The organism is Emcibacter sp. SYSU 3D8 (assembly GCF_039655875.1).
GTDB lineage: Bacteria > Pseudomonadota > Alphaproteobacteria > SMXS01 > SMXS01 > RI-34.
The window spans coordinates 1-26,018 of record NZ_JBBYXK010000001.1 but is presented as its reverse complement, the minus strand read 5'-3'; the positions used below and the strand labels follow the sequence as shown (position 1 = coordinate 26,018).

The following is a 26,018-nucleotide window of genomic DNA, read 5'->3' as shown; positions in this document are numbered from 1 at the left end:
CCCTTACCGCTTACCCACAAACGCGCCCGTCGCCTGCTCTCCGCTGCCGGTCATGCGGTAGGCGCCGCCGATCTCCTCGGCCGCCGGGCCGAAGAAGCCACCCTGGTTGGTGCCGGACAGCTGGCCGTCCTTGGTTGCGGCAGTGCCGCTGAAGGAGTTGCCGCTGATGGTCGAATTGAGGGTGAAATCGCGCCACGGCGTCACGGTTTCGGTCAGCACGTTGTACTTGGCCATGCTGGTGAAGTTGCCACTCACCGAGCCTGCGCTAAAATCGGCGGTCAACGCCCCGAACCCGCTTATGGTGTAGATCGTGCCGGAGCTATCGGTCAGGGTGCCGATCGTCTGGCCGTCGAACGTCGCCGAACCGATCCGGGGCATAGAGCCTGACGGCGTACGGACGCCGAAGACCAGGTAGCCGTTGGCCAAGCTGTTGTTGCTGCCGTTGGCGTTTGTCCAGTTGCCGAAGGTGACGTAGCTCAGGTCAAGCTCGGGATCATCCGGCTTCAGCATGATGTATACCCGCTCGCCGCTAACCTTCTCGTACACGGTCAGGGTGGTATTACTGCTGATCGAGTTGATGTTCGCTGGCGCGAAGGTTTCATTGAAGGTGATGGACGGGTGTGAGACCGACACTTCGAAGCTGTCTGCGGCCACGTTGTAGGTTACCGAATTGCCGCCGGTGAAGCCTTCGATGCTGCTCGACGTTCCCGTCGCTTGGCCGCTGCCGTTGACATTGAAGTGAATCTCAACCGATACGGCCTGGAAGGCTTCGTTGACCGTCAGGTTCGATAGCGACTGATTGGTCGGCGTAGGCGTAGGCGTAGGCGTGGGCGTCGGTGTCGGCGTGGGAGTGGGAGTGGGTGTGGGTGTGGGTGTGGGTGTGGGTGTGGGTGTAGGCGTCGGTGTCGGCGTGGGTGTCGGCGTCGGAGCAGGCGTCGGTGTCGGTGTTGGAGCAGGCGTCGGCGTCGGCGTAGGTGTTGGAGTAGGCGTCGGCGTCGGCGTGGGCGTCGGCGATATTCCCGACCCGCCTCCACAGGCTGGCAATGCCAGCAACGACGCAAAAATCACCCCGTTCACAACGGATTTAAGCATGCATTGTCCCCCAAACAATTTGGCATGACCGCCAAACCCCGGCAGCGCCTATGCCGTTATTGTTTGGGTGCCCGCAAAACCCGTCAACCAACTTTATGCACGTCGTCGCCGGGCCATTATCGAGCCCGGCCGGAATCTCGGAGAATCGCCAGCATTACTGCCGGCTTTTTTATCTGTCCACGAGAAGACAGGGCACACGCTACCCTGGAAACCGCCGTCATCAGGTGCGTGCGGACTCCGCTTTCGGGCGCGTGTAGACGTTTAGCGGGTGATTCGTCCGGTCCTTCCGGCGCCCGCCTCGAGCGTCAGGCCGGCTGGCGGCGACAGGCCGACCGCCTATCCGGGCGGATAGGAAGCGTGACCGTCGTTGGGCCAGCGGAAATTGGTCCAGGTGACGGTGACGCTGAAATCCAGCGCCTTCACCTGGTGCCACCACGCCAGCGGCATGAACAGGATTTCCCCAGGCTCCAGGATCACCTCGTAGACATGGGCGCCAGGCAGGCGCGGCCAGTGGGCGGCATCCAGGCCCGGATCTTCCAGATCGGCGATGCGGCTGAACACGTGCCTGTCGTTGTAGAGCCGGCCCACCTCGGACGCCGGCAGGATCTGCAGCCGCTTGCGGCCCACCAGCTGGCCGATGAAGTTGTTGGTCAGGTCGTGATGCAGCGAGGTGGCGGTGCCCGCCGGGCCGATCCACATCATGCCCTCGGCGGCGGGGCGCTCGGTGGTGAGGAACTTGTCCAGGGTGCCCATGTCGCCGGACAGCGGCGCCAGCGCCTCGCGGTTGCGCGCCGAATTGTAGGCGGTGATGTAGGCGTCATTGCCGTCCACGCGCGTGATCTGGTCCATGAAGGCGTCGAAGGGGCCTTCGCGGCGGTGCAGGTCCTTCTCCATTTCGAAGCGTGCGTTGCCGGTCCTGCCGCCCTGGTATTCCACCGTGGCGGCGCCGACCGCCGCCTTCAGGTAATCCGGCGTCCAGCGGGCAAGCGCCGGCCAGTCCGCCATCTCGCCCACCAGGATAACCGGGCGGTTGACGGCATAATAATGCTCGAGGAACTCGTCCGCGCCCAGGTTTTCGCGGCGCGGGATGCCGGCCGCCGCCGGCGCCAGAGCCCGCTGGCGCTCCAGCGTCTCCAGCAGCCATTCCCGCTTGGCGAGCGCGGTCCGCAGCGCCGCGATCTCCTCGCCATCCGCGGTGACCGGCGCGCCGGGTGCTGTATGCTGCGCGGCTTGCGGTAGGTCCTCGGCGGGTGGTGCCGGCACCTGCGGCGCGGCGGTCCGGTCGAAGGGCTTCAGCCGCAGCTTGGCCCGGTGCCCGGGAGCCAGCACCTCGCCGGTGACGTCGGTGCCGCGGTAATAGTGCTTCTGCCAGCGGTCGGCGGGCGCCTCCGGCGGCTCGCGCTGCATCTTGGCGTGGAAGGCGTCGCGGGCCTCGCTCCAGGCACGGAAGCGTTTCTCGGTTTCAGGATCGGCGCCGAGCGGCGCGAATTTCGGCGCGAACGCCTCGACGGCGCCGCGCTGCACCGGAAACAGGAAGCAGAACGGCTCCATCGCCTCGAACCGCACCGTGTGGCCGGGCCGGGTAAAGCGCCAGTTCATGGTGAAGGTGAAGGGCGACCAGTCGGTCTCGACCACGCCGGTCAACGGCGCGATGCCGTCCTTTTGCCGGTTGGGCGAGCCGCCGACCCACAGATCCCAGCCTGGCGGCGTGCGCAGGATTGCCTCGATGTGAAACGTCAGCACGCCCTGGCCGAACAGCGACACCGGCGCCCGCGCGGGCGCGGCGTCCGGATCCGGTGCGATCGTGACGGCGTCGGTGCCGGCGCCGCCGTCCCAGACCGCCTCGAAACCAAACGGTGTCAGCACCTCCCAGCCATGGGCGTTGGCGATGTTGAGCGGCAGGCAACGATAGGCGAAGGATTCGGGGGTTGCGTCCATCCACGCCCGGCCGGCGGGCGCGGGTCGGATCAGCGGCGTCCAGCCCGGATGCAGATAGGCGGTCAGCTCCATTGACGGGCTCCTCGGCGCGGCCACAGCGGCCCGCTGTCGCGAAGGCTAGTATACGGATCGACCGCTGCCAACGCCCCGCCCTAGTCGTCGATCTCCCGTGCCAGCCGCCCGGACATGTGCCGGAGCAGGATGTCGCGCGCGAAAACGCGCCCGGCCTCGGCGTCCCCGGCGTTTGCCAGCGCGATCACCTGGTTGCCGAACGCCACGAATTCCGGTTCGCGGTTGCCCAGCGCCACCTGACGGCCCAGCCTTGCGGCCTCGTCGAAACCGCCCGCCTGCAGCTGCATCAAGGCATGGAAGAACGCGGCTTGTGAATCCCCGGGCGCCAGTGCTGCAGCCTCGCGGAATCCCGCCAGACCTTCCTTCGGGTCGCCCGAGGCGCCAAGAAAGGTCAGCCCATAGCTGAAAAACGCCTCCGCCGACCGGTTGTTCAGCCGCAGCGCCGAGATATAGCGATCCCTTGCCTCCTCAAGCAGCGGCTGGGACAGGTTGGCGCGCACGGCCCGCATCAACGCAAGGTCGCCGCGTGCGATCAGCACGGCCTCGTCCTCGACACTGTCGGGGATCCTGCCCAGATAGGTCGCCGCCAGTTCGGGATTCCGCTGTATCAGGGCCAGATCCGCCATGCCGGCAAGCGCTGCGGCATTGGCCGGCTCATCCGCCAGTACCCGTTCGTAATGGCCCCTGACCTGATCGCGCCGCTTGTCGCCGCCGGGAAAGTGCTGCAGCGCCTGCGCCAGCGCCAGCCGCATCTGTGTCTGGGGCACGGGCAAGACGGCAAGGGCGGCCTCCGGCATCGGCAATGTCGGCTTGAACCGGGTGTACTCGTAGCGGCCACGTTCCGATTTGCGCGAAAGCCGCTTCTGCAGGGTGTCCAGGTCATCCCCGAAAACCGCCTTGAACGCCCCGAGCGAGTCGCCGGTCTCGTCATAGCGTTTCAGGTAATCGACCACCTTGGGGCGCAATTCCGGCGTATTCATCAGGTGATGGACCAGAAGCCAGCTCTGGGCATAAAGATTATCGGTATTGACCTTTTGGTCGACCCGGGTCGACGTCAGCAATTTGTCCATGCTGGACAGCCCGAAGCCGTCGGACAGCGACAAATGCCTGTCCACCACGGGAAACCCGATGCTGACCTCGCCATCCTCATAGCGAGCGGTCGAGAGATATTCGGCAAAGCCTTCCTCATACCAGTACGGATACCGCACGCGCGTCGTCGTCGAGAGGATGAAATGGACATATTCGTGCTTCACGATCAGATCAGCCGCACGCACGAACTTGCCCCTCTCGTTGGGCCGCCGGCTGCTCATGTCGATGATCGCGTAATAGCCGCGCATCGATCCGGTAAACACGCCCACGACCCAGAACTGCGAGAAGAACTGCTTGAAGTCGTTCCGGTTTCTGGCGGCGAACATGGTAAACGGAACACCGCCCTCCACATCCCTCAGGCCCGTTGCCATCAACACGATGCGCCGGAAGTTTTCCATTTCCCGGGCCAGGTCCTTGGCCTCTTCCACATCGCCGTTGGCATAGATGCGAAAATGTTCGGAGCGTACCTCCTGCCAGCGATCGTCATCGAGCGCGGCGGCGGCGGGTGTGGCGCAAAATGCGCAGATGATCAGGATCAACAGCCGAAATAAGCCCATCGAAATCCCCCGAACATGGTGTCGGCAAATACCCGCCTGCTTCTCACAATACCTTTTGACGCTGGCGCCGCCATCCGGCGGACAGCCAGAGTGGCCGGTAGCCGGCATCTCGTCAACGCATGGAAAAAAATAGGGACCGATGTCGAAACATCGGTCCCTCAGGATATCCGAAGGGGCTCGGATAAGGATATGGAAGTTTCAGAAACCGGCGCGCAACCTGCAGCCTGGAACCGGAAATCCCGAATAATCTGAGGCCTGCGGCCCCCGTTGCCCGCATTGTCCGTGCAGCGCCTGAACCTGCCGGCCGACGACGCCCTTGCCTTCGTGCGACCATAAGCGGACGGCGCATTAAAATCAACAACGCCTGTTTTATACAGACCATCCTGAACCACACCTGCAAAAGCGCCCGCCAGGTCCTCCCCGCTCTTCGTTTCCTAGAGTTTGAAACCGACCTCGATGCCGTAATGGCGTGGCTGGCCGTACTGGGTGAACGTCCACAATGCCGCCACCGGCTGCGACGAGATGCGGTAGCGGTCGTCGGTCAGGTTCCGGCCGAAAACACGCACATAGTAGCGGCTTTTCATATCGTCAAATGTCAGGCTGGCATTCACCAGATTGCGCGGGTCCAGATAGGTGTCGAAGTCCGGGTCCACGTCAGAATAGATGAACGCGTTGCGGGCTTCGTAATTGTAGCTGACGTTCCAGGTCAGGGTGCCCGCATTGCCCACCGGGTGGACGTAGGTTGCATCGATGGTGGCCATCCATTTGGGCGAGCGGTTGAGTGGCCGGTCCGAAAAGTCCACGTCGATGTCGCCGTCGAAATCGGTGTCGGCCTCGAACCGCTTGTACTTGCCGTCCTGAAAGCCCGCGTTGCCCCGGATCGTCAGGCCGTCAATCGGACGTACCGTGGTTTCGAACTCGAACCCCTTCACCTGGATCTTGGCCGCATTGAAGAACCGGGTTTCCTGGAACTGCTGGCCGAAGCTGTTGGTCAAGGTGGCGACGAGGCCGCGCTGGGCGTCGCTGTAATCCACATAGAAACCGGTCAGCGCGAAGCTCCAGCGGCGATCCATCAGATCCGCCTTCACGCCCAGTTCGTAGGAGGTGGCGTATTCCGGATCGTAGGGCTGGGTGGTTGCCTCGTCGAGCGGGATGCCGGTCGTGCCGGTCTGGTCGTTGTAGCCGCCGGACTTGAAACCGCGCGAGACGGTGAAATAGCCGTACCAGTCGTCGGAGAAGTCATAGGACAAGGTGCCGCGCCAGGTCGGCTTGTTCCATTTGCGCGCGTTCCGGACCACGCCGAACGGATAGGCCTCGAAGTCGCCCGCATCGAGGGCATCGTCGAAATCCTCCCAGGTCAGCGACGGGTCAAAGCCACCTTCAAGCTGCTGGTAGAAAATCTGGTGGCGGCCGGCCCAGGACTTCTTTTCCCAGGTGTAGCGAAAGCCGCCGGTCAGCTGCAGCCGGTCGGTGATGTCGACAGTGGCGTCGGTGAACAGGGCGAAGGTGTCGGCGTCCTGGCGGTTGCACAGCACCTGTGGATTCTGGTCGAAGCCGCCGGGTACCGCGTTGATCAGGCCGATCAGGTCGAGAAACCCCAGCACCTGGACAACGCAGAACCTGTCATCGTTCTTCTGGTAGAACGCGCCCGCGACAAAGTTGAAGGCGCCGTCGAAACTGGACGACACGCGAAGCTCCTGCTGAAAGGTCTCGCGATTATCGGCGCGATTGGCGTCGAACAGCGACACCGGGCCGACCTCGCCCGTATAGGTGCTGGGCAATCGTGACTTCTGGTAGCGATAGCCGGTGACGGAATTGAAGGTCAGATCACCCAATTCGAGTTGCATGTTCAGGTAGACACCGTCGACATCGACCCGGTGTCCCTCGTCCATCTTCAGCAATGCGTCATGGCGGTCGGTGACGGCGGCATTGAATCGGGGATCACCGCCCGTCTCCTGCGTCAGGCCCAGCAGGTTCCACACAAAGCGCGGGTCGCCGGCTGGGGTTTCGTTGATCGAGGGAACCGAATCCGACCGATCACGCGCGACTTCATATTGCAGCAGCGCCTCGAAATGATCGGTGGGCTGCCACAGCAGCTTGATCCTGCCGCCCCAGACATCCTTGCCGCCAATATGTGAGCCGTCGCCCTGACCGGTGGCCCCATCGTAAGGATTGTCTGCATCGAAGGGCGTGACCGGGCCAAATGCCGCGCCGTTACGGTAATAGCCGTGATTGTTGTCGTAGAGCAGGTTCGCGCGCAGCGCCAACTTGCCCTCGACGATCGGAACATTGAGGGCGAGCCGCGCCCCGACCGTGTCGAAATTACCGTAGCGGAAGCTGCCCTCGGCGCCGAAGCGGTCCAGTGCCGGCCGCTTGGTGAACACCTGGACCACGCCGCCGGTGGTATTCTTGCCGAACAATGTTCCCTGCGGGCCGCGCAGCACCTCGACCCGGTCAATGTCGAAAGTATCGAGCAACTGGGTCTGGACGCTCGGCATGACGAAGTCGTCGACCATCACCGCCACCGGCGCATCCAGATAGACGATAATATCGGTCAGGCCAATGCCGCGGATCGAGAACGATGCCGCATTGAAGCCGGTGATCTGGGCGGCCGAAAAATTGGGTACCAGAGTCGACAACTCGCCGATGTTCTGCGGCACCATGGTGGCGATGGCCGCGGAATCCACGGAAGACACGGCGATGGGCGTGGTTCGGATGTCGGTCTCGCCCCGGCGGGTTGCCGAGACGTAGACATTCTCGACGGTGCCAGACGACGTTCGAGTGACCGGTGGTGCGCGGTCTGCACCGCCGTTCTCGGGCTCTGCCGCCCCGACCGCTGTCCCCATCAACGACACAGCGGCAATGGCCGATAATGCACTCGCCTTCATATTTGCCTCCCCGGAAATACGCCCGGAAGGGTGGTAATGCGCCGCCCGTCCCGGCGGGCGCCAATAGTGCGCCCCTTGTTCTACGACTGCGCACATAACATACAATACTGTTTGCTTTAATCAAGTTTTCCGCCTTTTCAGCCAATATTATCAATACGATGAGTCGCTCAATGCTACATTCATAGGTGATCTTCCCGGTAAATAGCGCAATGAATACAACGGCCTAGAGAGACGTTAAGAAGCCGTAGAGATTGTTTCTTTTGAATCTTCATCGTCCGGAGACGCCGTGCTAGTCTCGGCCCTGGGGGAAGGATCGCGCCCACGACCTGGCGCGTATCGGAGACTCAGGAGCGAGCGATGGACTACAACCTGGAACAGGGCGGACCGGTGCTGAACCCGGATGCGCCGCCCTCGGCCGCCGACTACAAGGCGCCCTATGTGGACAATGGCGCCGACATCAAGGACCCGGCACGCTACTACGATGAAACCTGGAAAGACCGGGAATGGGCGCGGCTCTGGAGCCGGGTCTGGACCATTGCCGGGCTGGTCTCGGATATTCCGGACGTCGGCGACTTTCTCACCTACGACCTGCTGCACGAATCCTTCGTAATCGTCCGCACCGGTGCCGGCGCGTCGGATATCAGCGCCTATTACAATGTGTGCGGCCATCGCGGCAACCGGCTGGTCCACGCGGAATTCGGCCATGTCAGCGACCGCTTCACCTGCAACTTCCATTCCTGGCAGTGGACCATCGACGGCAAGCTGGCCCATGTCACCGACGCCGAATCCTTCAAACCCGAAGTGCTGGATTGCGCGCCCGACATGGCGCCCGTGGCCATGGACATCGTTGCCGGCGTGATCTTCGTCTCAATGGACGACGATCCCGTGCCGCTGCGCGAATTCCTCGGGCCGGTCGCCAGCCACATGGAAGCCTTCCAGGTCGACAGGATGAATGTGGTGCGCCACGTGCGCAGCGACTGGGCGGCCAACTGGAAGACCGGCATCGACGCGTTCTACGAAACCTATCACCTTGGATCGGTGCATCCGCAGACCCAGCCGATCATGGGCGACATCACCACCCAGATCGACTGCTACGCCAACGGCATGAGCCGGATGATCGTCCCGATCGGCGTGCCGAGCCCGCATTTTCCCGACCAGTCATCGATCAATCCCGGCCTGCAATACATGCTGGATTCGGTGGGCCTGGAGCCCGAGGCGTTCGAGGGTGGCCCGCAGGACGTGCGCCCTGCCCTCGCCGCCGCCAAGCGCAGCTTCTCGACACGCTTCGACCTGGGCTGGGAGACCCTGTCCGACGTCCAGCTTACCGACAGTTTCGCCACCGGCATCTTCCCCAATGTGCAGTTCGGCATCCACCCGGAAGGCGCGTTCCTGATGCGCTTCATGCCCCATGCCGACGACCCGCAACGCTTTACCTATGACACCATGACCCTGGTCCGGCATGTGGACGATCCCAACTTCAAGGTGCCGGACTGGATGGGACTGCCCGAGGGTACCGACTGCTCGGGCCGCGAGCGCCCGGACATCGAGCGCACGGGCATCGGCGAGCCCGCCGGTCTGGGCCTGGTGCTCGACCAGGATTCCGAACTGCTGCCCATTGTCCAGAAGGGATTGCGCAGCAAGGGATTCCGGGGTCCCTTGTGGAGCGAGCAGGAAGCCCGCGTGCGGCACTTCCATAACGAGCTGGACCGGTACATCGAGGGTGAGAAATAAAACCATCCCTTCGTGGTCTTGCCCGCCTGGCGAGGCAAGATCACCCATGTCCGAGCGATAAACGGGAAAGACGACAATGACGGAAATCAACACGTTCGGCCGGTTGCTGGCACGCGCGGCAAAGACCTGGCCCGAGCGCGACGCGGTGATCTTTCCCGAGCGCCGGCAGAGCTTCGCCGAACTGCATGACCGCGCCGTCCAGCGCGCCCGCCAGTTGGCCGCGCTGGGTGTAAGGCCGGGCGAGCATGTGGGCATCCTGCTGCCGACCAGCTTCGAGTTCATGGAAGTGATGTTCGGCATCGCCATGGCGGGCGCCGTCATGGTGCCGATCAACGCCCGCTACCGGGGCAGCGAGATCGCCTATGTCACCGAAAACGCCGATATCGTCACCATCGTCACCACGGGCAAGGTGGCCGAGGGCGTGAACTTCATCGAGCGGCTGGGCGAAGGCCTGCCGGGCCTGGAGACAGCCGACAACCCCCGCGCCCTGTCACTGGGCGTGGCCCCCCGGCTGCGCAACATCCTGCTGCTGGGCGACAGCGCACCCGGCATGGTCGGCGAGGCGGACCTGTCCGCCGACGCGCAAGCCGTGTCCACGGCCGAGATCGAACGCCGCACCGATGCCGTCGGCGCCGACGATCTGTGCATGATCCTGTACACCTCGGGCACCACATCCAATCCCAAGGGCTGCATGATCACCGGCCGGTCGATCATCGGCAACGGCCGCGCCATGGCCAAGGCCTACGGCATGACCGAGAAGGACAGCTTCTGGTCGCCGCTGCCCATGTTCCACATTGCCGCCACCTTCCCCATCGCCGCCTGCTTCGACATGGGCAGCGCCTATGTGACCATGGGCTATTTCGACGCGGGCGTGGCGCTCAAGCTGCTGGAGGATTCCCGGGCCACCATCAACTATGCCTGCTTCGTCACCATCATCGGCGACCTGATCAACCACCCCGATTTCGCCACCACCGATCTCAGCGCCATCCGGCTGATGAATTCCAGCCTGGCCGTGCAGCCGCCCGGCTTTACCGAAAAGCTGACTAGGGCCATGCCCGACTGCATCCAGGTGGGCACCTACGGGCTCAGCGAAGCCTCGGGCACGGTCACAACCTCGCCGGTCGACAGCCCGGAGCAGCTGCGGCACACCCGGCTGGGCTCGCCGATGCCGGGCCAGGAGGTCGAGATCCGCGATCCCGACACCGGCAAGCCGGTACCCACCGGCGAGCGCGGCGAAATCTGCGTGCGCGGCGTCAATATCCTGAAGGGCTATTACAAGGACCCGGAGAAGTCGGCACAGACCATCCGCGACGGCTGGCTGCACACGGGCGATATCGGCAGCCTGGACGAGCACGGCACCTTGATGTTCCACGGCCGCTTCAAGGACATGCTGAAGGTGGGCGGCGAGAACGTGGCCGCCGCCGAGATCGAGGGCCTGCTGCAGCAGCATCCGGCGGTGAAGCTGGCCCAGGTGGTCGGCATCCCGGATCCGCGCCTGGTCGAGGTGCCTGCCGCCTTCGTCGAGCTGAAGCCCGGTGAAAGCATCGGCGAGCAGGACCTGATCGCCTGGTGCAAGGGCCGCATCTCCAGCTTCAAGATCCCCCGCCATGTGCGTTTCGTGACCGCCTGGCCCATGTCCACCAGCAAGATCCAGAAGTTCAAGATGCGTACCGAACTGGAAGCCGAACTGGAGGCCCGGCGCGGCGCGGCCGAATGACGGCATCCATCCGTGCACGGCCTGCCAAGCCCATTCCGCACGGCGCATAAACCGCCTACACTCCGGCCCGCTTCATCCCGCGGGCGAACGAGCTGAATGTCCGAACAACACGGCATCGAGAGAGCCACTTTCCTGGTCCTGCTGACCTTCGTGTCGGCGGCGTTCTTCCTGGTGCTGTGGCAATTCTACGGCGCGATCCTGTGGGCCATCGCGGTCACCGTGGTATTCCGGCCGGTTCAGCGGCGCATCCTGAACCGGATACCGGGACGCCAGAACGCCGCCGCGCTGCTGACCTTGTTGCTGATCATCACCCTCGTCATCCTGCCGGGCACGCTGATCATCATCTCGCTGCTGCAGGAGGCGTCGCGGCTCTATACCCGCATCGAGACCGGCCAGTTCGACCCGGCGGTGTGGCTGCGCAGCATCCAGGACGCGCTGCCCTGGTGGGCCACCGACCTGCTCGACCGCCTCGACATGGGTGACCTGGGCGCGATCCGCGAACAGCTGTCGTCGGGCCTGTCCGGCCGTCTTCAGGCCATCGCCACCCAGGCGCTCAACATCGGCCAGGGCGCGCTCAGCTTCCTGGTGAATCTGGGCATCATGCTGTACCTCACCTTCTTCCTGCTACGCGACGGCCGGAAACTCACCCGACGCATCGGCGCCGACGTGCCGCTGCCGATCGGCATTCGCGAGCTGCTGTTCGACAAGTTTCTCACCGTGATGCGCGCCACCATGAAGGGCAGCTTCGTCGTCGCCGTCGCCCAGGGCTCGCTGGGCGGCCTGACGTTCTGGGTGCTTGGCATCCACGCGCCGGTGCTGTGGGGCGTGCTGATGGCGTTCCTGTCGCTGCTGCCGGCGGTGGGTACCGGCTTCGTCTGGGTGCCCGTGGCGATCTATCTGCTGGCCACCGGCGCCATGGCCAAGGCCGTGCTGCTGGTGATCGTGGGCGTGTTCGCGATCGGCCTGATCGACAACATCCTGCGCCCGCTGCTGGTGGGCAAGGACACCAAGATGCCCGACTATCTGGTGCTGATCACGACCCTGGGCGGCATCGTCCTGTTCGGGCTCAACGGCATCATTCTGGGCCCGCTGATCGCCGCCATGTTCATTGCCGTATGGGAGCTGCTGGCCGCCGAGCGCCGACGGGCCGACGCGAACGAGGCCAGCGTGCCGCCCGCCGACTGAACAGCCGCCGTGCCCCGGCCCGACCCTAGCGGGCCAGCACCCTGCGCAGCACCGCCTCATAATTGTCGATGGCCGCCGCCGAGGTCAGGCCGCTGACATGGGCGCGCAGCGCGTCCGGGTCCGAGGGTGCGTCGATCGCCTCGGCCAGCGCCCGCGCCATGGCCGCATCGTCGCCCACCGGCACCATGGCCTGCACCCAGCCGTGCATCGTCAGCCGGTCCGCCGGGCTGAAGCAGTCGGTGACCACCACCCCGGTGCCACAGGCCAGCGCCTCGATCACCACGTTGGAGAAGCCCTCGCTGACCGACGACACCGCCACAACCTGCGCCGCGCGGAACACCCCGTGTGGATCGTCGACATATCCCGGCATGTCGACGTCGTCGGCGATGCCCAGCGCCGCCGCCAGCGCCTCGAGTTCGGGCCGCAGCACCCCGTTGCCCATCAGCAGCAGCCGCGCCGCGCGGCCCTGGCGCAGCCGGGCGAAGGCGCGCAGCAGCATCGCCAGGTCCTTCTCGGCGCTCATCCGGCCAGCCGCCGCGATCAGCGGCACCGACGGATCGCGCGCCCAGGGATGGGCCGGCGGCCTGCCGGTTCCGTCCAGCATCTCGGCCGTGACAACCGGATTGTGCACGGCATGGACCCGGTCGGCCCGCAGGCCCCGCCCGGTCACCCATGCCTGTCTGATGCCGGGCGTGCAGCACACCAGCGCCGCGGCGAAGCGGTAGAGCAGCCGCGCCAGCCGGGTGGCCCGTGCATAGCCCGGCGACATCATCGCCAGCAGTACCGGATCGGGCTGGTTGTGCTCGGTGACGACGACCGGGCTGGCGCCGCCCGCCAGCCGCGCCGCCAGGATGGCCAGCACGTTTACGTGCGGCAGGAAACTCAGCACCACGCCCGGCCGCAGCGCGCCGATCATCCGGGCCAGCGGCCACAGCGCATGCCGCGCCCGCCCGATCCCCAGCTCGATCACCTGGATCGCCGGCGCCAGCGCCCCGCGCAGCGGGCCGCGATGCTCGAACAGCAGCACCCTTACCCGGTGGCCGCGCGCCTGCAGCCCGTTCGCCAGGTTCACCGCCACGCGCTGCGCGCCGCCGCCCGACAGATTGTCGAGCACGAACAGGATATCGAGCGGATCGTTGGCCGTGGTCCCCATGCGCCGGCAGCATCCGTCAACGCGGCATGGTTTGCCAGCCCAATCACTGGCCGCGACGCCCGGAAGCGACCGGCCGATTATCCTGCGGGCACGGCGCGCCGCGTGCTAGTCAGGACGCCGACAATTTGCAATCCAGGAAGGCACGGCGACCATGGCGATCTCTCTCTACGACATCAGTGTGACGAGCTACCTGCAGACCCTGGACGCCGTCGGCGGCTTTCTGGCCAAGGGCCTCGCCCATTGCCGCGACACCGGCGCCGATCCCGAGGCGATCGTCGAGGCGCGGCTGGTCCCCGACATGCTGCCGTTCCGCTTCCAGATCCAGTCGGTCGCCTTCCATTCGGGCGACGCCATGAACGCGGTGCTCAGCGGCGCCCTTTCCCTGCCCGGCGAGCGCCCGGCCTACGATTACGCCGGCCTGCAGGGCCTGATCGCCGACACCGCCGCCGCCCTGCGTTCACTGACGCCGGAGGAGGTCAACGCCCGCGAAGGCGCCGACATGGTGTTCAAGGTGCGCGACACCGACATGCTGTTCACATCCGAAGGGTTCGTGATGTCGTTTTCCATGCCCAATTTTCACTTCCACGCCACCACCGCCTACGACATCCTGCGGCAGAATGGCGCCCCCGTGGGCAAGCGCGACTACATGGGCACGCCAAGGTTGAAGGGGTAAGGGCGGGCTTTCGCTGCCGTTTGACACCCCCTATAGCCGTCATCCCGGCGCACGTGTTGTGTCCCGGAGGGTTGGGTTGATTGCTTTGGTGTAGCCTGTGGCATCCGCTGGGTGGAGGAACACCGATGCTTGTGATGCCCGCCGTCCCCAACCTGACCGGCCTAGAATTGTCCCGCGAAGAGTGAAGGCGGACTATAACTGCGCCGCTAGATCGGCCCAATGAGTGATCGAACTACCTTTTTTAAAGGCCGTCAGCCAATCAGTGTATCTAGCAGCGTCCGGCATCAGCCCCGCATTGACCGCGATCGAGAAATCGGGCTTATTCACACTCGACGTGCCTATTCCCATTTTTGTAGCCAACTTGTTTCCGTGCTCAACCAAGTCGTCAATAAGCAGCTTCGCAAACATGATGCCGTCGTCCGCCTGATCGAATATAGCGTACAGGGTGGTGAGATACGTTTCGTTAAGGACGTTGCCCTTTTGAACCCCAAAGTATGCAAATGCTCGATCAATCTGGGGCATCTGTGATTGGTGTTGGAACTCCTCGCATAACCTGTTCCTCGAATCCATCGACGCGGCAAGTGTCTCGACAGACTGACCCAGCATCGTCATTAGGCTCAGCGGTCTACCGACGTGGGACGCTTTCTCATACACTTCCTTTGCCAAGCGTTCGACCGGCAACGGTGGAATAAACAAGGTCTTCATATCCGCCGTATAAAAAAAGGGCGGAAAAACTCCCGCGCCGATCCGCGACACTGTATCAACATGTTTAATGAAGGCTGCCCGGTCATTCTCATAACCCACTTTCATCGGCCTAAGATGTTGCTTTTTAACACTCAAAAGAATGTTACATATGTCAAAAGAAATCATAATCGCGGTATTTGTGCTGCGCAATTCTAGAACATTTTCCTCTCGCCGTTTGGCGCGTTCTGCAATCCTCTGGGCGCCAAAAGCGCCGGCAAACGCACCAAATGCAGCGGAGAAAAAGTTTGAATTTATCACCCCCTCCAGTCCCTCGAAGTGAGACTGAAAAAATTCAATTAGTGCTTGATCCATAGTTTGGCCCTTATCACCCTCCGGCTTCCATTCTAAACGCAATGAATAGGAATTTCGATGCATCTGGCTCGGCGGATGGGTGCGCAAGTGCGTGGACCAGAAAGCGTTCCGGCGGCAGTTCTTCGTGGGGCTCGTACTGCTGGGGGCGGAGATTGCGTGAAAGGCGGTAGATGCAATCTTTTAAGGTGTTGATATAATTCGATTCAACTTGATAGGAATGGCGGTGATGATTTTTTCAATATGCAGTTCTACGATTGATTGGTCTGCTACTGGCACCATGCTTCAGGGATGGGGAACACTTTTAGCCGCCGCTGCTGTATTAGTTGCCGCAAGAATCGGAGCCAACACATTCGACAATTGGAGACGGCAGAAACTCACTGAGCGCCAAGTTGAACAGGCAGAACATATTCTGACGGTAGCGTATCGCGCGCGACGCGCGATTGATCGCGTTAGAGCGCCCGTGATGTGGGCTCATGAACTGAATGCTGCTGAGGAAAAGCTAAAGACGGATGCACAATGGGAGATACAGCCAGATAAACGACGGCAACGATTGATCACCGCTCAAGGCTATTATAACAGGATCGAAAAATTTAGAGCAGAATGGGATGCGATAGATACATGCCAGCCTACAGCTCACGCTTTGTTTTCAGAGGAGTTAGCCAAGAATCTTGAGACATTATCTCGTCAGCCTTGGCTACTACATCTAGATGTTGAAGCTTATATTGATGACAATGGTAGCGATCCAGAGTTCTCGAAAAAGCTTAGATCAGGGATGTATGCATCCAATTCGAAAGATATTAAAGACGAGATCAGTGAACGTACAAATGCCACTATATCGCGGATCGAAGAGATACTTTTTCCTATTTTGAGAATGGAGCCATTGAGAAAGCGAGATAACAGGTAATTTTCTCGATATTTGGAATGTGGCATTGTCCGGCAAGTGCCGTAGAGAAGGCGAAAAGGTTGACACCTTTCAACTAGACCCCTTCCTTGACCTCCACCCCTCCCCGGCGTATACACCCGCATCCTCCGGCCGTGGCCGGTTGCTTCATGCCTGACGGAGTCGGATGAAGGCGCTTTATGCATTGCCTGACCACGAAGTGGTCATGGACCTCATACCCAGGATTGCGGACACCCATCTGAGCGCCGATGCGGCGGTCGAGCGGATTCGCGCCGTGAACGGCCTGGTGCCGGTCGCCATTGATCCAGCGGATGGCGGCAAGGTGCTGTGGGCCGATATCGGCGACCACCTGTTCCAGGAATGGCAGTTCATGTACACGGTGCAGCATCTGGCCCAGAGCGGCCAGATCGGCGAGGCGTTCACCACCGACTTCGCCATCCTGCTCGATGACCGCATCCTGGCCGACCCGATCAGCCCCAGCGGCCTGATCTTCCACGTCTCCCGCTGCGGATCGACCCTGACCGCGAAGGCCATCGCCCGCTCGCCCCGGCATGTGGTGCTGAACCAGCCCGGCCCGCTGCAGCGCGGCTTCTGGGCCACGATCACCGATGATTGGGAGCACGAGGCCGAGCCGACGCCGGAGAACCTGAAAGCCTTCCGCAACCTGGTGCTGGCCATGGCGCGCCGCCGCCGGCCGGACCAGCTTTATTCCTTCGTCAAGTTCATCTCGTGGAACACGCTGTATCTGGATTTCATCAGCAAGGCGTTCCCCGAGGTGCCCGCCGTGTTCCTGTACCGCGACGCGGTGGAGGTGATCGCCTCGGTGCTGCGCGAGACCACCGCGATCCTGTGGGCCAAGGGCCGGCCGCAGGCCGGGTTCCTGACCGGGCTGGACTGGCGCGAGACCACCGGGATGGACGACGTGCGCTATCTGGCGATCTGTTTCGCCGAATATTTCCGGGTGGCGCTGAATTCGGACGGTCGGGTGCGCCACATCAACTATACCGCGATCAGCCCCGAGAGCTTTCCGGTGATCCTGCGCCAGGGCCTGCATTTCGAGCCGGGGGACGGCGAGTTCGAGCTGATGGTCGAGCAGTTCCGCTATCACTCGAAGGACGACGGCGACAAGACCGTGTTCACCTCGGACAGCGCCGAGAAGCAGTCCGCCGTCTCGCCGGACGACAAGGCGATGATCGACCGGGAATGCGGGGCGCTGATGGCGCGGCTCGACCGCTCGCCCGACAACCTCTTTGTACAAACAGGCGGCTGAGACTACCTTATAGCCAGCCTTTGGAGAGACCGATGACAACCGAGATTCCGGCGAACCTGCTGACCGTGGTCATGCCCAACTACAATTACGGCCGGTTCATCGACGAGGCGATCCGGTCCGTGGCCCAGCAGACCTATGCCCCCATCGAGCTGATCGTGGTGGACGACGCCAGCACCGATGACTCGGTGGCGGTGGCGACGGAAACCCTGTCGAAGGTCACCAATCTGTTCGACACCAAGCTGATCGCACTGCCCGAGAATGTCGGCAAGCTGGGCGCGCTTAACCGCGCCCTGTCCCATGTGCGCGGCGAATATTTCATGATCCAGGATTCCGACGACCTGCTGACGCCGGAATATGCCGCCCGCACCATCGCCGAGCTGATCGAGGCGCGCAAAACCGATCCCTCCATCGGCTTCATCTATACCGACTGCACGCTGATCTCGCAGACCGGCGAGATCCTCGACCGGGGCAAGTCGACGCCGTTCGACCCCAGGCTGCTGGAGGAATATTCCTTCGTGCCCGAGCCGGCCATGTGCCTGGCCAGGCCGGTGCTGGAGGCCGGCCCCTATGACGAGGCGATCCGCAAGGGCACCAAGCACCACAAATGGCGGCGCATCGTCGCCAATGGCTGGATGGGCAAGCACCTCGCCGAGCCTATCTTCTATTACCGCATGCACGACAAGAACATGTCGGGCATCGGCAAGCGGGTGATCGAGGAGGTCGAGAAAGGCCAGCGCGGTCACCGCATCCTGTCCGGCTACTGGCCGACCCAAACCACACAACGTTAGTGACCACACAGCGTTAATGACCACACAGCGTTAGGAGCGCGCATGAGCTCGCCAGCCGTCAAAACCGCGCCGGAAGCCTTCCCCCTCAAGGTCGAGGACGCCCGCATCGGCGTGGTCGGCCTGGGCTATGTGGGATTGCCGGTGGCCGTGGCATTCGCCGCCCATTATCCGGTGCTCGGCGTCGACATCAACAGCAAGCGCATCGGCGAGCTGAAGCGGTTCCACGACAGCACCCTGGAGGCGACCGAGGAAGAGTTGCGCGGCGCAAAGCACCTGCAATTCACCGGCGAATGGGCCGACCTGAAAAGCTGCAACGTGTTCGTCGTCACCGTGCCGACGCCGGTCGACAGCCACAACCATCCCGACCTGGCGCCGCTGGAAGCCGCCAGCCGCGCCATCGGCAACGTGCTCAAGCGCGGCGACGTGGTGGTCTATGAATCCACGGTCTATCCCGGCTGCACCGAGGAATTCTGCGTGCCGGTGCTCGAGCAGGTATCAGGCCTGGTGTTCAACCGCGACTTCTTCGCCGGCTACAGCCCCGAGCGGCTCAATCCCGGCAACAAGGAGCTGAAGCTCTCCGACATCAAGAAAATCACCTCGGGCTCGACGCCTGAGGCGGCCGATTTCGTCGATGCGCTCTATCGCACCATCATCACCGCCGGCACCCACAAGGCGCCGTCCATGCGGGTGGCCGAGGCGGCCAAGGTGATGGAGAACACCCAGCGCGACCTGAACATCGCGCTGGTCAACGAGCTGGCCATGATCTGCAACCGGCTGGGCATCGACACGCTCGACGTGCTGGAAGCCGCCGGCACCAAGTGGAACTTCCTGCCGTTCCGGCCGGGCCTTGTCGGCGGTCACTGCATCGGTGTCGATCCCTATTACCTGACCCACAAGGCCGAGGAAATCGGCCACCATCCCGAGGTGATCCTGGCCGGGCGCCGGATCAACGACCGGGTGGGCAAATATGTGGTCAACCAGTTCGTGCGCCTGCTCGGCCGCAAGGGCCTGCTGAGGGACGACCTGCGCGTGCTGGTGCTGGGCTTCTCGTTCAAGGAAAACTGCCCCGATGCGCGCAATACCAAGGTGGCCAGCATCGTCGGTCACCTGCACGAATTCGACATCGCCGTCGACGTCTACGATCCTTGGGTGAACCCGGACGAGTGCGAGCACGAATACGGCATCCGGCCGGTGCCGGCGCTGGAGACCGGCAAATATGACGGCATCATCCTGGCCGTCGCCCATGACGAGTTCGTCAAGATGGGCGCCCAGGGCATCCGCGCCCTCGGCCGACCCGGCGCCGTGCTCTACGACGTAAAGTCGATCCTGCCCAAGGACATGGTCGACCAGCGATTGTAAGGAACGCGGCCCGTCCTTCGCCGGCAACCCCGTGCCGTATGGCACGCGGGGACGACGGCGGATGGCTGCTGAGAGTTACGGCGCCTTCGCCGCCGCACCGCGACGCTTCTTCAACGTTTCTTCGGTGATGTCGAAGGAGTTCTTGTTGTCCACGTCGATCGGGCCGAACGGATAGTCCAGCAGCACCGGGTCGATGGTCACCCGCAGCTTGCGGCCGATCAGGGTGATCAGGCCGTGCAGGCCCATCAGCTTCAGCTTGTAGACGATGAAGGGCGTCACGCCGAACGCCTTCAGGATGCGCTTGTGGCGCTTGCCGAACTGGCCGCCGCTTTCGAACACACGCACCGCCGACAGCGACCGCTCGCGCCGCAGGGCGTAGAGATTGCAGGCCGAATAGCCGCCATCCTTCAGCATGTGGAAGGCGAGGCCCGAATTGGCGTAATCGCGCAGCACCACATCGTCGCGGGTGAAGGCCAGCGACACATCCTCGTCATGGGTCCAGAACCCGCGCATGAAGTCGCGGACCAGCTCCGGCGTATGCAGCGCGTTGTCACCGGTGGTGATGATCAGCGGCAACGGGTTCGGGATCACGTCCACCGCCGACAGCACGCTGTCGGCCAGGTTGCCGCGGGACAGCACGAACGACATGCGCCCCTCGTCCAGCCACGCGATCATGCGCGGCGTGGCGCGCAGGATGTCCTCGTTCTCGACCGAGACATAGATGCGATTGAAGCAGCCGCTGTCGATCAGCGCCTCGATGACGCGTTCCAGCATCACCTGGCCGTCGATCTCGACAAGGCACTTGTGGGACTTGTTCTGCAGCAGGGCGACGGGATCGTTTTCTCCCCGGCGGCTGGCGGCCATGACCAGCACGGTGGCCGGCGGAAAGGACTCGTGGAGTGGTCTTGACGACATGAAATCCGTTGCTGCTGTAAGGGGAACCGAAGGGTGAGCCAGATCAGGCGACCTGGGCGAAGGGCAGGACGACATGGCGCATCAGGTCGCCGATATTGGGCAGGCTTGGCATCCGCTCCAGCGCCAGGCGCAGGTCGCGGGTGTCGCGGTCGCTCAGGACGCCATCGCAGCAGGCGTCGAACTTGCTCCAGTACTGCGCCCACGAGAACGGCGCCTTCTTGCTGCCCAGAGGCATGTCGACGACAGCTTTCAGCTGGCGGCCGTCCTTCAGCGTGACATGGACCTCGGTGGGGAACTCGCCCTCCAGCTTGTCGACCGGGTGGCGGTGAATGATCGGGAACAGGCTGCGCACATCGGCGCGCATCACCGCGTCGGGTCGGAAATCCGCCAATGTGCAGTCGCCGCGCGCCAGCACGCAGCCCACGGCATATTCGGCCGAGAACTTGGCCTGCAACGGGTCCTGCGGGTCGGTGTACATGACGTTGTTGAAGTGCACGCGCGGCATATGCAGATCCACCGAGGCCACGTCGGCGGCCGTGAAGCCGTGCCTGGCGCGCAGATCCAGCATGCCGTCCATGGCGCGGTGGATGGCGCCGCAGGTGGGGAAGCGCTTTACCCGGAACTTGTGCTCGGTGATCAGCAGCGGCGCGCCGATGCTGTCCAGTTCGTAGCGCAGGTTCTGGCCGTGCTCCACATGGGTGATGGTGTCGCGCAATGCCTCGTAATCGGGACCGACCATCAGCCGGTTCATGCCGGTACGGCCATCGAGCGTCTCCATGCCGGCGGTGATGCCTGCCTGGGCAAAGCCGGCCGCCATGATGCCGCCCTTGGCGGCAAGGCCTGCATGGACCGGCTTCATCATGGTGCCAAACTGGGACATGAAGCCCGCCGACATGCTGGTTGCCGCTGACAGCGCGGTGGCCGAAGCGGCCGCATCCAGCTTCAGCAGCCGGGCGCAGGCAGCCGCTGCACCGATCACGCCGACGGTGGCGGTCGCGTGCCAGCCGCGATTGCGGTGGGTGGGGTTCACGCCCTGCCCGACCCGGCCCATGATCTGCAGGCCGACGATATAGGCATCGAGGCACGCGGCGCCGGACAGGTTCTCCTGCTCGGCCAGCGCCAGGATCGCCGGCGCGAGCACCGTGGTGGCATGCGCCTTGGGCGGATCGAAATTGTCGTCGAAGTCGAGGGCGTGTCCGGCGGTGCCGTTGACCAGCGCCGCCCAGGGCGCCGACAGCCGCTTGCGCTGGCCGGCCACGGCGCACGGTCCCTGTCCCCAGTCCTGCACCGCGTTGAACGCATATTGGCTGGCCGGCTCGGCGGCGCCGGGAATCATCACGGCGACCAGGTCGACGAACTCGCGGTGCGCCCAGTCCAGCGCATCCTCGGGCCAGGCGGCCGGCGTTTCCGCCACCCACGCGCCATAGAGCTCAAGCGGGTTCTTGCTCATGTGCCGACCTTTGCCGTTTCCCTCGTAGTGCGCAGCGGGCTCAACCTAATCCCGGCGGCAGGCCGGGGCAACCATCATCATGAAACGGAAAGGGCGCGGAAACCGCGCCCTTTCCTGCCGAAAAACAATTCAGCGCGACTAAAGAACCAGAGCCAGCGGCTCTTCGCACAGATCCTTGAACACCTCGAGGAACCTGGCTCCCAGCGCGCCGTCGATGGCGCGGTGGTCGCAGGACAAAGTCACCGTCATGACGGTCGCCACGGCCGGCGCGCCATTACGGGCGACGATCCGCTCCTCGCCCTTGCCGACCGCCAGGATGGCGCCCTGCGGCGGGTTGATCACGGCGTCGAAGTTCCTGATCCCCAGCATGCCCATGTTGGAGATCGAGAACGTGCCGCCCTGGATCTCGTCCATCTTCAGCTTGCCGGCGCGCGCGCGGACCGCCAGGTCCTTGGCTTCGGCGGCGATCTCGGCCACGCTCTTGGCGTCGGCCGCGCGGATGATCGGGGTGATCAGGCCGCCTTCCAGCGATACCGCCATGGAGATGTCGGCGTGCTGGAAGAAATGCAGGCCGTCATCGTGGTACTGCACGTTCATCTTCGGCACGTGCTTCAGCGCCAGGCCGCAGGCCCGGATGATGAAGTCGTTAACCGAAGTCTTCACGTCGTTCGCCGCGTTGTACTTCTGGCGGCGGGCCAGCAGGCGATCCAGTTCCACGTCCACGGTGAGGTAGATGTGCGGAATGTTCTGCTTGGCTTCCGTCAGGCGGCGCGCGATGGTCTTGCGCATGGAGTTGAGCGGCTCGACCGTGTGCGGGTTGACGCCCGGCACATAGGCAGCCGAAGCAGCGGCAGGCGCACCCTTCGGCGCGGCGGCGGCGGCTTCGACATCTTCCTTCGTGATGCGGCCGTTCTTGCCCGAGCCCTGGACGCGGGCGAGATCGATGCCCAGCTCCTTGGCCAGCTTGCGCACTGCCGGCGTGCTGCGCACATCCTCGTTGAGCGGGCCAGCGCCGTCCGCATGGGCGCGCACGTCGTCCTCGGTGATGCGGCCGTTGTTGCCGGTACCGCTCACTTCCGACAGGTCGACGCCAAGCTTCTTGGCCAGCGTCTTGACCCGAGGCGTGGTCCGGACGTTGCCGGCGGGCGCCGCGTCGGCGGCATCCTCGCTCTGCAGACTGTCGAAATAGGCCTGCACATCGCGGTCGGAAACGCGGTTGCCCTCGCTGGGCACCTTGTTGATGTCGACGCCCAGGGTCTCGGCAAGTTTCTTCGCGCGCGGCGAGGCGCGCTTGCCCGAACCGCCGGCATCGTCGTCGTCGGCCGCGGCTGCAACCGGTGCGGAGCCGTAGGAACCGGCGCCGGAATCAGCCTTCGGCTCATCCGCCTTTTCGGCGTCCGAGCTCAGCGCCTCGACGCGGCCCACGGCCTCCGAGCGGTAGCTCTTGACGAAGCTCTCGACGTCGGCATCCGACATGTCCTTGTCGGCGATCACGCCGAGCAGGCCGCCGACCGGGATCACCTGGCCCTCCTGGGCCACATGCCGGCGCATCACGCCCGGAATGTCGGCTTCGACCTCGTTGGCGATCTTCTCGGTTTCAACGTCCATGATGGGCTGGCCCTTGTCGACGGGCTGGCCTTCAGCAACATGCCACTTGGCCAGGGTGCCCTCGACCATTTCAAGGCCCCACTTCGGCATGATGATTGCCTTGATATTGGCCATGGCGATCTCTCCTTCATTCCCCTTAACGCATCATCGCCCCGGTGGATGACTGCATCCGCCGGGGCGACAACGCCAAACAAACCCGGCTTAGTACTCGACGGACTTCCGGATCGCTTCTTCGATCTTGGCGCCGCTGGGCAGATAGGCCCGCTCCAGGTTCGGAGCGAACGGCACCGGCGAGTGAGCCGAGGTGACCATCTGGATCGGCGCGTCGAGGAAGTCGAAGCCCTTCATCGCCACCATGGCCGAAATATCGCCGGCCACCGAGCAACGGGGCGGCGATTCGTCGACGATGATCAGCCGGCCGGTCTTCTCGACGCTGGCCAGGATGATATCCTCGTCCAGCGGCGACGTGGTGCGCGGGTCGATGACGTCGCAGGTGATGCCACCTTCCTTGGACAGCTTGTCCACGACGGCTTCGGAGAAGTGCACCATGCGGCCGATGGCGACCACGGTCGCGTCCTTGCCTTCACGGTAGCGCATGCCCTTGCCGAACGGAATCGCGGTGTCGCCTTCCGGCACTTCACCCTGCACGCCGAACAGCGCCTTGTGATCGAAGAACACCACCGGATCATCGTCGCGCATCGCCGTCAGCATCAGGCCTTTGACGTCGGCCGGCTTGGACGGCACGGCAACCTTGATGCCCGGAATGTGCGTGATGAGCGGATAGATGGCCTGCGAATGCTGGGCGGCGGCGGAAAGGCCGGCGCCGTAGGCAGTGCGCAGCACCATCGGAGTCCGCGACGTGCCGCCGAACATGTACCGGAACTTGGCCGCCTGGTTCATGATCTGATCCAGGCAATAGCCGATGAAGTCCGCGAACATGATCTCGACGACCGGGCGGAGCCCGGCAAGCGCCGCGCCCGCGGCGGCGCCGACGATGGCGGCCTCGGAAATCGGCGTGTCGATGAAGCGGTTCTCGCCGTACCGCGCATGGAACTGCGGATACGTGCCGAAAATGCCGTTCTGGTTGTCGCGAACACCGGCGGAACCGCCGGCGCCGCCGGCGACGTCCTCACCCATGATAATGACCCGCTCGTCGCGGTCCATCTCGATCATCAGGGCTTCGGTAATCGCCTCACGATATGTCTTGATAGCCATGCGATGCTCCCCTGCCCTAGTAGTTGATGTAGACGTTCTTGGTGACGTCCGTGTCCGGCGGGAACGGCGCGGCGATGGCCTCCTCGACGGCTTCGTCGATCAGCTTCATGACATCGCTGTCGATCGCGTCCATGTCGCTGCTCTCGAGCAGCTTGGCCTCGGTCACGCGCTTCCGGAAGTTCTTGAGACAATCCATGGACTCACGGGCCATCTCGATCTCGCCCTTGATCCGGTACTTCTGGGGATCGCCCTCGAAGTGGCCGAAATAGCGCAGGCAATTGAACTCGAAAGCGGTCGGGCCGCCACCCGTGCGGGCGCGCTCGACGGCCTCGCGGGTCGCTTCGTAGACCGCGAAGAAGTCGGTGCCGTCATGCTTGGACGCCGGCATGCCGAAGCCTTCGGCGCGGCGGACCAGATCGGTCTTGCCGGCGCCAACCGCATAGGCCGGGGCGGTCTGCTCGGAATAGCCGTTGTTCTCGAACACGAAGATCACCGGCAGGCTCATCATCACGGCCATATTCATGGCCTCGAAGACCGGACCCGAGTTGCAGCTGCCATCGCCGGCCAGCGCCACCGCCACTTCACCCTTGCCGCGGTTGCGGAAGGCGATGGAGGCGCCCATGGCCAGCGGCGGACCGCCGCCGACGATGCCGTTCGCGCCCAGCATGCCTTTCGACAGGTCGGCGATGTGCATCGAGCCGCCCTTGCCGCCGCACAGGCCGGTCGCACGGCCATAGATTTCGGCCATCATGCCCTTCACGTCGCAGCCCTTGGCGATGCAGTGGCCGTGGCCGCGGTGCGTGGAGGTGATGGCGTCGCTGTCGTTCAGGTTCTCGCAAACGCCGACGGCGATTGCTTCCTGCCCGGAATATAGATGCGTAAAGCCCGGAATGAGCCCTTTCGGGATCTCGTCATGAAGGCGATCCTCGAACTCGCGGATCGTCTTCATCTGCCGGTACGCCTTGAGCAATTGTTCACGTGATAATTGCACTGGTGTCTCCCTGGTCCAGATGTGTACTCGGTTCGGTGCCTGCGCGGACCAGGTGGTTCAAGGCCTGTCCGGCACCGATAGAGGTAGCGGACTGTAGCACAGTAGGCCGCTTGGTCTAGCCCTTCAGCGTCGCCGCCGAAGATGTCGCCCGCATGGCGTTGGCGACGTGAAAAAGGGCGGCATTCCGCCGCCCTTTCCGGTTCGTTTGGCTCAGAACTTGACGCGTTTGTTCTGGCCGCCGTCGACGGTGACGTTGACGCCGGTGACCCAACTGGCCGCCGAGGAGAGCAGGAAGACGATGACGTTGGCGACTTCCTCGGGCTTGCCGTAGCGGCCCATGGCGATGGTCGAGAGGACATGCTTGAAGAAG

The 26,018-nt window shown here is 63.7% G+C and carries 20 protein-coding genes; 8 read left to right on the top strand and 12 right to left on the bottom strand.

Annotation, left to right across the window (positions count from 1 at the left end):
* Positions 1-3 precede the first annotated feature (3 nt).
* The 4 genes from WJU21_RS00100 to WJU21_RS00085 all read right to left on the bottom strand — a co-directional run bounded on the left by WJU21_RS00100 (position 4) and on the right by WJU21_RS00085 (position 7,636).
* Positions 4-1,092: a transferrin-binding protein-like solute binding protein gene (locus tag WJU21_RS00100; RefSeq protein ID WP_346321346.1), complete on the bottom strand. Its 1,089-nt coding sequence runs from the start codon at positions 1,090-1,092 to the stop codon at positions 4-6.
* Between the two features lie 336 nt (positions 1,093-1,428).
* Positions 1,429-3,102: a DUF6065 family protein gene (locus WJU21_RS00095; protein WP_346321345.1), complete on the bottom strand. Its 1,674-nt coding sequence runs from the start codon at positions 3,100-3,102 to the stop codon at positions 1,429-1,431.
* A gap of 80 nt (positions 3,103-3,182) precedes the next feature.
* Positions 3,183-4,748 (bottom strand): hypothetical protein, encoded by a 1,566-nt coding sequence (locus WJU21_RS00090; protein WP_346321344.1) that lies wholly within the window; start codon positions 4,746-4,748, stop codon positions 3,183-3,185.
* 434 nt (positions 4,749-5,182) lie between these two features.
* The gene (locus WJU21_RS00085) at positions 5,183-7,636 is read right to left on the bottom strand and encodes a TonB-dependent receptor (protein ID WP_346321343.1); all 2,454 of its coding nucleotides are present in this window, start codon (positions 7,634-7,636) and stop codon (positions 5,183-5,185) included.
* A gap of 357 nt (positions 7,637-7,993) precedes the next feature.
* Between WJU21_RS00085 and WJU21_RS00080 the strand changes: the two genes are divergently transcribed.
* From WJU21_RS00080 to WJU21_RS00070, 3 genes are all read left to right on the top strand, one after another.
* Positions 7,994-9,367, top strand: coding sequence for an aromatic ring-hydroxylating dioxygenase subunit alpha (locus tag WJU21_RS00080; RefSeq protein ID WP_346321342.1), 1,374 nt, complete (start codon positions 7,994-7,996; stop codon positions 9,365-9,367).
* A 76-nt stretch (positions 9,368-9,443) separates the two neighbouring features.
* The gene (locus WJU21_RS00075) at positions 9,444-11,084 is read left to right on the top strand and encodes an AMP-binding protein (RefSeq protein ID WP_346321341.1); all 1,641 of its coding nucleotides are present in this window, start codon (positions 9,444-9,446) and stop codon (positions 11,082-11,084) included.
* A 96-nt stretch (positions 11,085-11,180) separates the two neighbouring features.
* Complete coding sequence (locus WJU21_RS00070; protein ID WP_346321340.1) at positions 11,181-12,269, top strand: AI-2E family transporter; 1,089 nt, start codon at positions 11,181-11,183, stop codon at positions 12,267-12,269.
* 25 nt (positions 12,270-12,294) lie between these two features.
* Here the strand turns inward: WJU21_RS00070 and WJU21_RS00065 are convergent, their stop codons facing one another.
* The gene (locus WJU21_RS00065; RefSeq protein ID WP_346321339.1) at positions 12,295-13,422 is read right to left on the bottom strand and encodes a glycosyltransferase; all 1,128 of its coding nucleotides are present in this window, start codon (positions 13,420-13,422) and stop codon (positions 12,295-12,297) included.
* 151 nt (positions 13,423-13,573) lie between these two features.
* On the opposite strand from WJU21_RS00065, the gene WJU21_RS00060 reads away from it, so the two are divergent.
* On the top strand, positions 13,574-14,095 hold the full coding sequence (locus WJU21_RS00060; protein WP_346321338.1) for a DUF1993 domain-containing protein: 522 nt from the start codon (positions 13,574-13,576) through the stop codon (positions 14,093-14,095).
* Positions 14,096-14,287: 192 nt separating this feature from the next.
* On the opposite strand, the gene WJU21_RS00055 is transcribed toward WJU21_RS00060, so the two are convergent.
* Entirely contained in the window at positions 14,288-15,151 is an 864-nt protein-coding gene (locus WJU21_RS00055; RefSeq protein ID WP_346321337.1) for a hypothetical protein, read from the bottom strand.
* A 217-nt stretch (positions 15,152-15,368) separates the two neighbouring features.
* On the opposite strand from WJU21_RS00055, the gene WJU21_RS00050 reads away from it, so the two are divergent.
* From WJU21_RS00050 to WJU21_RS00035, 4 genes are all read left to right on the top strand, one after another.
* Positions 15,369-16,055 (top strand): hypothetical protein, encoded by a 687-nt coding sequence (locus WJU21_RS00050; protein ID WP_346321336.1) that lies wholly within the window; start codon positions 15,369-15,371, stop codon positions 16,053-16,055.
* A 163-nt stretch (positions 16,056-16,218) separates the two neighbouring features.
* On the top strand, positions 16,219-17,322 hold the full coding sequence (locus tag WJU21_RS00045; RefSeq protein WP_346321335.1) for a hypothetical protein: 1,104 nt from the start codon (positions 16,219-16,221) through the stop codon (positions 17,320-17,322).
* Positions 17,323-17,354: 32 nt separating this feature from the next.
* Complete coding sequence (locus WJU21_RS00040; protein ID WP_346321334.1) at positions 17,355-18,110, top strand: glycosyltransferase family A protein; 756 nt, start codon at positions 17,355-17,357, stop codon at positions 18,108-18,110.
* Between the two features lie 42 nt (positions 18,111-18,152).
* Positions 18,153-19,469, top strand: coding sequence for a nucleotide sugar dehydrogenase (locus WJU21_RS00035; RefSeq protein ID WP_346321333.1), 1,317 nt, complete (start codon positions 18,153-18,155; stop codon positions 19,467-19,469).
* Positions 19,470-19,544: 75 nt separating this feature from the next.
* On the opposite strand, the gene WJU21_RS00030 is transcribed toward WJU21_RS00035, so the two are convergent.
* The 6 genes from WJU21_RS00030 to WJU21_RS00005 all read right to left on the bottom strand — a co-directional run.
* Positions 19,545-20,384, bottom strand: a complete 840-nt coding sequence (locus WJU21_RS00030) for a nucleotidyltransferase family protein (RefSeq protein ID WP_346321332.1) — start codon at positions 20,382-20,384, stop codon at positions 19,545-19,547.
* A 43-nt stretch (positions 20,385-20,427) separates the two neighbouring features.
* Entirely contained in the window at positions 20,428-21,834 is a 1,407-nt protein-coding gene (locus WJU21_RS00025; RefSeq protein ID WP_346321331.1) for an MmgE/PrpD family protein, read from the bottom strand.
* Between the two features lie 138 nt (positions 21,835-21,972).
* A complete protein-coding gene (locus tag WJU21_RS00020) occupies positions 21,973-23,556 on the bottom strand; it encodes a 2-oxo acid dehydrogenase subunit E2 (RefSeq protein ID WP_346321330.1) in 1,584 nt (527 codons plus the stop codon).
* A gap of 87 nt (positions 23,557-23,643) precedes the next feature.
* On the bottom strand, positions 23,644-24,657 hold the full coding sequence (locus WJU21_RS00015) for a pyruvate dehydrogenase complex E1 component subunit beta (RefSeq protein ID WP_346321329.1): 1,014 nt from the start codon (positions 24,655-24,657) through the stop codon (positions 23,644-23,646).
* 16 nt (positions 24,658-24,673) lie between these two features.
* On the bottom strand, positions 24,674-25,648 hold the full coding sequence (locus WJU21_RS00010) for a thiamine pyrophosphate-dependent dehydrogenase E1 component subunit alpha (protein ID WP_346321328.1): 975 nt from the start codon (positions 25,646-25,648) through the stop codon (positions 24,674-24,676).
* A gap of 210 nt (positions 25,649-25,858) precedes the next feature.
* Positions 25,859-26,018, bottom strand: a 160-nt coding sequence (locus WJU21_RS00005) for an SDR family oxidoreductase (protein WP_346322422.1), incomplete at its 5' end; no start/stop codon positions are given.

What these genes read in the sequence shown, in the direction of transcription:
- WJU21_RS00100 (WP_346321346.1), bottom strand. Translation starts at nt 1,092, where the DNA reads ATGCTTAAATCCGTTGTGAACGGGGTGATTTTTGCGTCGTTGCTGGCA.
- WJU21_RS00095 (WP_346321345.1), bottom strand. Translation starts at nt 3,102, where the DNA reads ATGGAGCTGACCGCCTATCTGCATCCGGGCTGGACGCCGCTGATCCGA.
- WJU21_RS00090 (WP_346321344.1), bottom strand. Translation starts at nt 4,748, where the DNA reads ATGGGCTTATTTCGGCTGTTGATCCTGATCATCTGCGCATTTTGCGCC.
- WJU21_RS00085 (WP_346321343.1), bottom strand. Translation starts at nt 7,636, where the DNA reads ATGAAGGCGAGTGCATTATCGGCCATTGCCGCTGTGTCGTTGATGGGG.
- WJU21_RS00080 (WP_346321342.1), top strand. Translation starts at nt 7,994, where the DNA reads ATGGACTACAACCTGGAACAGGGCGGACCGGTGCTGAACCCGGATGCG.
- WJU21_RS00075 (WP_346321341.1), top strand. Translation starts at nt 9,444, where the DNA reads ATGACGGAAATCAACACGTTCGGCCGGTTGCTGGCACGCGCGGCAAAG.
- WJU21_RS00070 (WP_346321340.1), top strand. Translation starts at nt 11,181, where the DNA reads ATGTCCGAACAACACGGCATCGAGAGAGCCACTTTCCTGGTCCTGCTG.
- WJU21_RS00065 (WP_346321339.1), bottom strand. Translation starts at nt 13,422, where the DNA reads ATGGGGACCACGGCCAACGATCCGCTCGATATCCTGTTCGTGCTCGAC.
- WJU21_RS00060 (WP_346321338.1), top strand. Translation starts at nt 13,574, where the DNA reads ATGGCGATCTCTCTCTACGACATCAGTGTGACGAGCTACCTGCAGACC.
- WJU21_RS00055 (WP_346321337.1), bottom strand. Translation starts at nt 15,151, where the DNA reads ATGGATCAAGCACTAATTGAATTTTTTCAGTCTCACTTCGAGGGACTG.
- WJU21_RS00050 (WP_346321336.1), top strand. Translation starts at nt 15,369, where the DNA reads ATGGCGGTGATGATTTTTTCAATATGCAGTTCTACGATTGATTGGTCT.
- WJU21_RS00045 (WP_346321335.1), top strand. Translation starts at nt 16,219, where the DNA reads ATGAAGGCGCTTTATGCATTGCCTGACCACGAAGTGGTCATGGACCTC.
- WJU21_RS00040 (WP_346321334.1), top strand. Translation starts at nt 17,355, where the DNA reads ATGACAACCGAGATTCCGGCGAACCTGCTGACCGTGGTCATGCCCAAC.
- WJU21_RS00035 (WP_346321333.1), top strand. Translation starts at nt 18,153, where the DNA reads ATGAGCTCGCCAGCCGTCAAAACCGCGCCGGAAGCCTTCCCCCTCAAG.
- WJU21_RS00030 (WP_346321332.1), bottom strand. Translation starts at nt 20,384, where the DNA reads ATGTCGTCAAGACCACTCCACGAGTCCTTTCCGCCGGCCACCGTGCTG.
- WJU21_RS00025 (WP_346321331.1), bottom strand. Translation starts at nt 21,834, where the DNA reads ATGAGCAAGAACCCGCTTGAGCTCTATGGCGCGTGGGTGGCGGAAACG.
- WJU21_RS00020 (WP_346321330.1), bottom strand. Translation starts at nt 23,556, where the DNA reads ATGGCCAATATCAAGGCAATCATCATGCCGAAGTGGGGCCTTGAAATG.
- WJU21_RS00015 (WP_346321329.1), bottom strand. Translation starts at nt 24,657, where the DNA reads ATGGCTATCAAGACATATCGTGAGGCGATTACCGAAGCCCTGATGATC.